Raw genomic sequence first — 6,505 nt, 5'->3', positions numbered from 1 at the left:
CAGGACCCAAAGGATGAGTTGTTCGCAGTGCGCAGTATCACGCTGACACCTCCGAATGGTGCACCTTTAACGGCTCAGTATAAGCTGACAAGCCGCAAAGGAGCAACAGGAACCTTCGATATCCAGAACGGCGGCAAGCTGGTTACAGGCACCACGTATACAGTAGCTCCTCAGGGGAATTGGGCGACAGCCGCTGCTGTTACAGTAACAGCGAAATAAGACGTATCGAATAAGAATTAGAGTAGGGACAGAGAGGAAAGTGACCCATGGAAACTAGGGATGCTTTCCTCTTGTCATTTGCATATCATACTTATAACAGTGAGGTGAATACTTTCCATGTGGCACAAGCAAATCATAGGTACGATAGCCGCAATTGGGTTCATTATAGCGTTGGCAGGCTGCCAGTTGAAATCTGATGTAGAGGTTCCTCTAGAATCTCGGTCGACGGCAACCATGCCGTCAAAACCATCGACAGCTGACCCGGCGCAACCGCCAGAAGCGACTTTAAGCGTAGACAATAAAGCTACAGTGAAATCCCAATCCTTTAATCTGCTGCTAACGAACTCTTCAAGCGGATATATCTCTTTCTTGGACCCGGAGAAAGGTACGCTGGATAAGCTGGATGTGGGTAAATCACCCTTCGGTATTTCATTAGCAAGCAGCGGCACAGCCTATATCTCCACAGCAGAAGGAATTGCTGTCGTTGATACGAAGCAGCGCAAGCGGTTGGCCTTGGTTCCTTATCAATCCCAGATTGGGGCTGTTCAATACGGCGAGTACCGTCCGGGCGGTATGGGCATCGCGGTTTCACCGGATGGGCGTTATGTGTACGTTGGCGTCTATCTGAAGGGGAAGCCGAACCAGCTTGAAATTCTGGACACGGAGAAGCTCGTCATTGTCGGCTCTGTACCTATTGGAATCAGGCCTTTTGATGTAGTTGTCAGTAAGGACGGCAATGAGGTTTATACTATAGATCATGATTCTTATTCCGTGACAGCTGTGAACCCGGCGACCCGTAGCACGCGGACGCTGGATGTTGCCCCATTCGGCAGGGGAGGATTCGAGAAGCCCCACTATGCGGTTGTTCGTGAGGACGGACGATTATTGCTTCCGTATCAGGGTCGGGGTCTTGTAATACTTGATCCAAAGAGTGGAGAATATGAGACGCAGCCTTTGACTGGAAACACCCATCAAGAAGGCTTAGCTCTAACCCAAGATGGCAAGAAGCTTCTTATTGTAGGAAATGGCGCTGCTGGCAGTGCAACGGGGAAGCCCAATCTGACCGTATTGGATGTTACAACGATGGCCGAACAGATTATTCCTTTAAATCGTGTACATCAGATGGTAGCAAGCAGCCCTGATGGGCGGTGGGCATATCTCACCGGAGGCGTGACCTTTGCCGAAACGGGCTGGGATGGGTTAACTATTGTTGACCTTAAGACCGGCTCTACGAAGGAGATAACGGTCTCTGATTACCCGTTAGATATTGAGATTATTCCGAATTGATGTGGACTTCATACAAAGATATTCATACAAAGAAACCATCCTTCACAGCTAGTGAGAGATGGTTTCTTCTTCTTTCATTTGGGCCATATAACCAACGCCGGGGTAAGTGATGATAACATCCAGCTTGTTTTCGATGTGTTTAATTTTTTGCCGGATCCGCGCGATGGCTACACGTAAATACTCCACATCATCGCGATATTCGCTTCCCCACACCTCGCTTAGCAGCTGTTCGTGCGTCATGACTTTACCGGCGTTCTGAATAAGCAATACAAACAAGTTATATTCGGTTTCAGTAAATTTAATTTCCGATTCCTTCAGCCACGTACGCCTTTGGGCGAGATTGACGGTAAGGGCTCCCGTTCGAATCTCGCTTGCCGCCGAGGTGTGGAGTATGGTTCGGCCATCCAATCTGCGCAGTACAGCGTTCACTCTCGCAAATAATTCATCTAAGGAGAAAGGCTTGGTTAAATAATCATCCGCACCTAAATTTAATCCCTGTACTTTATCGCTGGAATCACTTCGGGCTGTTAATATGATAACCGGCACATTAGAGAAGCTGCGAAGCCTCTGTAGAGCTTGAAATCCATCCATGCCGGGCATCATAATATCAAGCAGCAGCAGATCGGGATCGAAGACGTCAATCGCTTCTAGCGCCTCGGGACCGTTAGAGCAGGTCAGCGTTTCATGGCCTACCGACTTCAAATTAGCTGCAATAAAACGTGAAATTTTCGGTTCATCATCGACAATCATTATTTTATGCTTCTTCATCGTCTTCCCCCTCTTTTGCGTTGAATACCGGTATGGAGATGATGAAGGTGCTCCCCGTTCCTGGCGTACTCCGCACTTGAACCCTGCCCCCATGTGCTTCCATTATTCCTTTACATATGGCCAGACCTAATCCTGTTCCCCCTGTTTGACGGCTCGATGAGACATCCACACGGTAAAATCGATCGAATATGTGATCCAAATGCTCTTCCGCCATGCCAATTCCATTGTCTTGGATGTGGATATGGACGGCAGCTTCATCCGCCTCTGCCATAATTCGAAGGAAGGGCTTTTTGTTATCATTATATTGAATAGCGTTAGTAAACAGATTGACCAATACTTGCTCCATGCGAAGCTTATCGGCGTAAATAAGAGGTATGTCACTACTAAGCCGGATATCGAATTCAGTGTTGGCAAAATCCGCTTGCTGCGGTAGACGGTGTATTGCATTGTCGATTACGGCACCCACGCGCAGAGGCTGACGATTAAGCCGCATAGCTCCTGCATCTATCTTGGATATGTCGAGCCATTCATCGATCAGATTCTGAATGCGCCCAATATCTTCATGAATTCCTTCCAGCAGCTCTCTCTTGAAGCTCTCCTCCCATTCGGCGTCCGTTCGCAGGAGCGTTTCCACACCGCCTCTAATACTGGTTATCGGCGTCTTGAATTCGTGCGAAGCCAAAGAGATGAGGTCGTTCTTCAGCGCATCGATCTCATGTTCCTTGGTAATATCACGCCAGACATAACCTCTGCCAAAAATCCTTTCATCACCCGCTGCTTGAAAAGCGGAAACGAGAATAAACCGTTCCTTGCCATTGTCATCGCGTATTTTCAGTGTAGCTTGAGTTCGTTGTTTAGTGGTCAAATGAGTCCATTCTTCATGACAATCCGACAGCTTAACGGAAATTTCACCGAATAAGCCTTCTTCGGTCATATCCAGTAATTCTTGTGTCGGGATGGCGAACATTTCGGTCATTCTGCGGTTGGCATACACGACATTTTGCTGAATACCAATAAGGACGATAGCGTCGGACATGCTCTCCAATACGGCATTTAGTGAGGCGTACTCGTGACGGAGGCGGCTAACCAGGATGTCATTCTGTATAATAACCGCAATCGTATTGGAAAAGGTGAGAAGGAATTTTCGGTCATGCTCTGGTATAGGCGCCCCCCCACCGCTGAAGACGACTAGTTCCCCAAGAGGGGAATTACCGGAAGTTACGGGAATAACCGCAGCCGCGGGTTCTTCGTGATTCTGGCTGGTTTGCGAGTAAGGATAGAGCCGCAGCCGGATTTCGACTCCAATCAGATCATGCAGCTGCCTCATGCTTTCATCGATCATCCCATTAGTCTCCTGATTGGGCATGGTGGGGGTGAGCAGGACATTAACAATTTCCAGCTCCTGATTTTTTCGAAGCAAGCTCTGGGTTCGCTCTGTCACTCGGTTCTCCAGCTGTGCATTAAGCTCTATCAGCGCCCGTTGGTTTTCTTTAATTTGCTCTGCCATCCGAAAGAAATGATTAGCCAGCATATCGAGCTCATAGGGGACTCCCCAGGCTGGCGTCATGTCTCTCTGGGGCTCTCCAAATACTCCATCAGCCAGCTTTCGAGTATAGCCTACCAATAGATGAATGGTGTTATTGAAACGCTTGGCCAGCAGATTGCCTACGATAACGGTTATTACAAGTGTAAATGCGAGCAGAATAAGCGTAGTTTGCATAGAATCGGAAAGGGCGGCATTCACTGAGGTGTAGGATCGGCCTACCCACACTGTCCACCCCAAGTCTTTAATCGTTGTATAAGTAATAAGCTCACTCTGCTTGCTAATATTCGAATGGTATTTACCCGATCCTTGTTCAGTTGCTTGCGCATCCTTCACAACCGGCTCCGTAGATAAGTCAGCTAGTGAACTTGTGATTTCTCTGTCAGGGTGATAGATGGCTCGGCCTGTAGGATCCAGTACGACAGGATATGCGTCATAGCCATAGTCGTATTTCGTTACTAGTAGCTTGATTTGTTGTAAATCAAGTACGCCAACCGCAATTCCAGCTAATTGCTTTTGATCGGTGTATAGGGGAGCAGCGATGACGATAGTGGGTTCGTTACCGCTCTCTGGACCTCGGAACAAAGAAGAGATGGTGGTAGCTTCGGTCGCCTTCACCTTAATGAAATAATCGCTGCTGCTCATATTCATGCCGAATAATGGCTGCAGGTGTGAGGCTCCCTGCTCAGGGTAATGGGCAGTGACAACCCCATTCGCATTGGTCACAAAGAGGCTGCTGAAGCCAGGCAGGTTGTCCTTAACCGACTGAAGCTTCGAGGTCATACTTTCTCTCGTCCGGAAGGCGGGACCTGAAGCGCTTATCGTCGTAGCTAAAGTCTCCACTGCATTACGGTGGTAATAGGTATAGGTCTGAACGGCATCGGCGAGCCGATAAGTCGTTTGGCTTTGCGTTTTGTTGTAGTCATTCGTTATATTCCGAATTTGCAGTACTTGAATAGTGCCAAGAACAAGGATAGGTATCATGGCCATAATGGCAAAAGTAATGGTTAAATGTAACCGCAGAGATTGTTTGTTCACAAGATCCTCCATTTACTAGGCAGGTTTACTTTGGTGCTGCTAAGCCTATGATTATCTTAACATAAAAAGGAGTAAACCTATCATGGAATCAGCGTGAAAAGACTACATCTTTCGATTGTTTCTTTTAACAGATAGTATGGGTTACTTTGTCATGTTTATCATGAAAAATGTAAATAATTACTGTATGTGCAAAAGCGAGCCTATGATTTAAAATAAATGTTTTGGGGCCGTTCTACATAATTCATTACTACTAACAGAGAGACAGGAGATCATCATGAAAAAGAAACAAGCATCCGGGTCAACTCCTAACCAGAAGGCAGGGACGGTCGAGCGGTTTAGCTCCACTGGGTTTATATTAGCGGCAATTGGCAGTTCAGTAGGGTTAGGAAACATGTGGAAATTTCCTTACGTTACTGGGAAGCATGGAGGGGCCGCTTTTTTTCTTTTATTTATTGTTTGCTTAATTGTGGTAGGATTACCCGTCTTGCTCGCTGAGATGACAATAGGACGGGGCGGTAGGGGCAATGCTGCCGTATCCTTTTATAAATTGACAGGCAAGAAATATTGGAGCTGGTTAGGGCTTGTATCGGTTATTACCGCTTTTCTGATTATGTCCTATTATTCGGTTGTCGCGGGATGGACGCTGCATTATACGGTTGAATCCTTCACGGGTCTGTTGTTTCGGTCAGGGACGGATTTTAAAAGCAAGTTTGAGTTATTCGCATCTGGCTACATGCCTTTATTTTGGCAGGCTGTTGTGATGCTGGTTAGCGGCTGGATTCTAGCAAGAGGAGTTTCAGGGGGAATCGAGAAATTTAATAAAATATTGATTCCAGGCTTCTTGATTATATTGCTCGTTCTTATGTTCCGCTCCCTTACTCTGCCGGGTGCGGCAGCGGGGGTGGAGTTTTTCCTGAAGCCTGATTTCAGCAAGCTTGACGCAGAGTCGGCTTTGATTGCGATGGGACATGCTTTCTTTTCCTTGTCGTTAGGGATGGGCTGCATGCTGACCTATGGGTCGTATGTAGAAAAGTCGCAATCGCTTGGTAAAGCAACGCTGGCTATCGGATTCGGAGATTTGGTGTACGCGTTAATTGCGGGCTTAATCATTTTTCCAACCGTATTCTCTTTTGGTCTAGAACCGGGGGAGGGAGTAGGGCTAGCATTTATGGCACTGCCGGTAGCTTTCTCGCAAATGCCTTTCGGGGCCTTCTTCGGAGGCTTATTTTTCTTGCTGCTTGCTATAGCCGCCCTTACGTCTGCAATCTCGATTCTTGAGGTTCCTATAGCGTACGCAATACATAAATGGAAATGGAGTCGTCCTAGAGCAGCATTGTATGTGACCGTTGTTTGTTTCTTGGTGGGCATTCCATCTGCATTATCGGTAGGGGGCGTGCTCAGTTCCTTTGTAATCGGGGGTAAATCGATCTTTGATTTAGTTGACTTTGTGACTGCGTATATATTGATGCCTCTGGGAGGCTTAATTGTAGCTTTGTTCACAGGATATGCATGGAAGCGTGCGGGTGAAGAGGCGGGACTCTCCGGCTTCTGGTATAAAGCGTGGATGTTCCTGCTGCGCGTGACATCCCCGATAATTATCGTGCTAATATTTCTCTACTCCGTAGGGATTATAAAGCTATAAAAGGGCCG

Annotated in this window: 4 protein-coding genes and 1 pseudogene; 3 read left to right on the top strand and 2 right to left on the bottom strand. The window is 47.3% G+C overall.

What is annotated here, in order from left to right; all coding sequences use genetic code 11:
* Both GC093_RS02660 and GC093_RS02655 read left to right on the top strand, forming a co-directional pair.
* Positions 1-219: pseudogene (locus tag GC093_RS02660) on the top strand (S-layer homology domain-containing protein); the annotation flags it as partial.
* Between the two features lie 117 nt (positions 220-336).
* On the top strand, positions 337-1,506 hold the full coding sequence (locus GC093_RS02655) for a YncE family protein (RefSeq protein ID WP_171650297.1): 1,170 nt from the start codon (positions 337-339) through the stop codon (positions 1,504-1,506).
* Between the two features lie 48 nt (positions 1,507-1,554).
* Here the strand turns inward: GC093_RS02655 and GC093_RS02650 are convergent, their stop codons facing one another.
* Together GC093_RS02650 and GC093_RS02645 are read right to left on the bottom strand one after the other, a co-directional pair.
* The gene (locus tag GC093_RS02650; RefSeq protein ID WP_171650296.1) at positions 1,555-2,274 is read right to left on the bottom strand and encodes a response regulator transcription factor; all 720 of its coding nucleotides are present in this window, start codon (positions 2,272-2,274) and stop codon (positions 1,555-1,557) included.
* Positions 2,261-4,855 (bottom strand): ATP-binding protein, encoded by a 2,595-nt coding sequence (locus tag GC093_RS02645; protein WP_171650295.1) that lies wholly within the window; start codon positions 4,853-4,855, stop codon positions 2,261-2,263. The genes GC093_RS02650 and GC093_RS02645 overlap by 14 nt, the downstream gene beginning before the upstream one ends.
* Positions 4,856-5,129: 274 nt before the next feature.
* On the opposite strand from GC093_RS02645, the gene GC093_RS02640 reads away from it, so the two are divergent.
* Entirely contained in the window at positions 5,130-6,497 is a 1,368-nt protein-coding gene (locus tag GC093_RS02640) for a sodium-dependent transporter (RefSeq protein ID WP_171650294.1), read from the top strand.
* Positions 6,498-6,505: the final 8 nt, after the last annotated feature.

Origin of the sequence: Paenibacillus foliorum (genome assembly GCF_013141765.1) — a bacterium.
In the GTDB taxonomy this organism is placed as follows: Bacteria; Bacillota; Bacilli; order Paenibacillales; family NBRC-103111; genus Paenibacillus_S; species Paenibacillus_S foliorum.
Note: the sequence above shows the minus strand (reverse complement) of the source record. Positions and strands in the feature narration are given on the sequence as shown.

What these genes read in the sequence shown, in the direction of transcription:
- GC093_RS02650 (WP_171650296.1), bottom strand. Translation starts at nt 2,274, where the DNA reads ATGAAGAAGCATAAAATAATGATTGTCGATGATGAACCGAAAATTTCA.
- GC093_RS02655 (WP_171650297.1), top strand. Translation starts at nt 337, where the DNA reads ATGTGGCACAAGCAAATCATAGGTACGATAGCCGCAATTGGGTTCATT.
- GC093_RS02640 (WP_171650294.1), top strand. Translation starts at nt 5,130, where the DNA reads ATGAAAAAGAAACAAGCATCCGGGTCAACTCCTAACCAGAAGGCAGGG.